General features: G+C 52.9%; 3 protein-coding genes. All 3 read left to right on the forward strand.

Translation table 11 applies throughout. The features are described 5' to 3' along the window. The first annotated feature begins 178 nt into the window (after window positions 1-178). The gene (locus CW742_RS11430; protein ID WP_292420498.1) at window positions 179-538 is read left to right on the forward strand and encodes a roadblock/LC7 domain-containing protein; all 360 of its coding nucleotides are present in this window, start codon (window positions 179-181) and stop codon (window positions 536-538) included. Next, window positions 538-1,173: a response regulator gene (locus tag CW742_RS11435; protein WP_292420500.1), complete on the forward strand. Its 636-nt coding sequence runs from the start codon at window positions 538-540 to the stop codon at window positions 1,171-1,173. Before CW742_RS11430 ends, CW742_RS11435 begins: the two co-directional genes overlap by 1 nt. A gap of 134 nt (window positions 1,174-1,307) precedes the next feature. Then, window positions 1,308-1,916 (forward strand): response regulator (locus CW742_RS11440; protein WP_292420501.1); only part of this gene is annotated, 609 nt, incomplete at its 3' end.

Below are 1,916 nucleotides of genomic sequence, written 5' to 3' on the forward strand. Positions count from 1 at the left end.
ATGCAATCCGAAAAGTACAAAAACACAGAAAAAATTCAGCGATTCCCTGCATACCCCGTTATCCCTGTTATTTTTCCCAAATCTGCGTAATCGCAGAATCACAAAAAAGAATATGTATTTATGGTTCTATCGGGTATTATTGAATTACACAGGGTTATGCAGCAGCAGGAGCAGCAGCATGTTGAAAGAAAAGATCTCTGCCTTTATTGAAACGATTCGATCCATCAACGGGGTGGCAGCCTGTGCCCTTGTCTCCCGTGACGGGATCATTGCCGGAAAGCATTTTGATCGCGACCTGAACGAACCCTGGTTTGGCGCTCTCGCAGCAACGATCCTTGCATCCGCTGAGTCTGTCGGGAGCATCATCAAGATAAAATCCATGGAATCTGTCACTATCCGCGCCACGGATGCCACGATTGTTGTCATGGGTGCCGGGGAGAATTTCCTTATTGCGGCCATCCTTACCGGTTCCGCAGATCCGGTTGCCGTCCATGCTGCGCTGCTTCCGGTGGCAAAGAAGATTGGGGAGGCCATGTGATGTTCACGATCCTTGTTGTTGATGACAGCCCGTTTATTGTCGATGTCTTTGTCACCATGCTGGAGCGGGGCGGGTACCGCACCGTTGCCGCGTATGGTGGCGAGGAATGCATCGAGATCTTAAAGACCGTTACCCCCGATCTCATCCTTCTGGATATCATGATGGAACCTGTCGACGGATGGCAGACCCTCGAACGGATCAAGGAGAACCCGGCAACAAAGGATATCCCGGTGCTGATGCTCACCGCAAAACAGCTCACCCCGACCGAGGCGCAGGAATACGGGATTTACATTGAGGACTATGTCTTAAAACCCATCACCCACCGCGAGCTGTACGATGCGATCGAGCATGTCCTATCCCGCAGGCAGGCCATCAAGTCGGACATGGATATGGCGCGCCAGTCGGGATTCGACACCGAGATCATCACCGAGTATGCCCGGCTCTCAAAAAGCATCGATGTTAACAAACGTCTCATGAAGATCCTCGAGACCACCTACAACTTCAATGACTCAAAGGCACGGGTCAGTGACGAGATCTCCCGTGCGATCAAGAGTATGGAGATGAACATCAAGTTCCAGGAGTCCCGCCTTCAGCAGATCAAGGGAGAACTGTCCGGTTCCCCTTCACTGAAATGATTATCGCCGGAGACCCGGCACCTTTAAAATACTATGGGGGCACATACTACCCGGCACCCGGGATACAGGCGGAGAATCACCGTTCTTCATGCTGTCCTGCTGCATGCCCGCGATGGCTGTGAGGAGACGGGGATATGAACGATACGATCCTGATTGTTGACGACAGTCCTTATATCGTGGACGGGCTGGTCGCACTCCTCAAGCGGAAAGGATTCAACCCTATAGCTACCCACGGCGGCGATGAAGCGCTTGCGCTCCTTGCAACCACTAAACCGGACCTCATTCTTCTCGATATCATGATGGAGCCCATGGACGGCTGGGAGACGCTCGACCGGCTTAAGGCATCCCCTGACACGAGGGAGATCCCCGTGCTCATGTTCTCGGCAAAGAAGATCACCCCTGAAGAGACACAGCAGCATGCCATCAACATCGAGGACTTTGTCTCAAAACCGGTAAACCCGGCACAGCTCCTGGAGGCGATCCAGCGGGTCTTCACGAGAAGGAGTGACGTGAAAGCGGAGAGACAGGGCGCACAGGATGCTGGCGTGGAGAGCGGAATTATCGATGAATATGCCGCGCTCCGGAAAAGCATCGAGGTGGACAAGAACCTTCTCTGTGTGCTGAAGAAAGCATGCGACATGAGTAACGTGGGGCGGGAAGCACCGGCCGAAGACCTTGCTGCTATCAAAAACCTTGAAGAAAAGATCCAGATCGATGAAGTCAGGCTGAATGAACTCAGCGGG

This window comes from Methanoregula sp. (assembly GCF_002835825.1).
In the GTDB taxonomy this organism is placed as follows: domain Archaea; phylum Halobacteriota; class Methanomicrobia; order Methanomicrobiales; family Methanospirillaceae; genus Methanoregula.

Bases quoted from the DNA above. Each gene is read 5' to 3' on its own strand.
- CW742_RS11435 (WP_292420500.1), top strand. From the start codon at position 538: ATGTTCACGATCCTTGTTGTTGATGACAGCCCGTTTATTGTCGATGTC.
- CW742_RS11430 (WP_292420498.1), top strand. From the start codon at position 179: ATGTTGAAAGAAAAGATCTCTGCCTTTATTGAAACGATTCGATCCATC.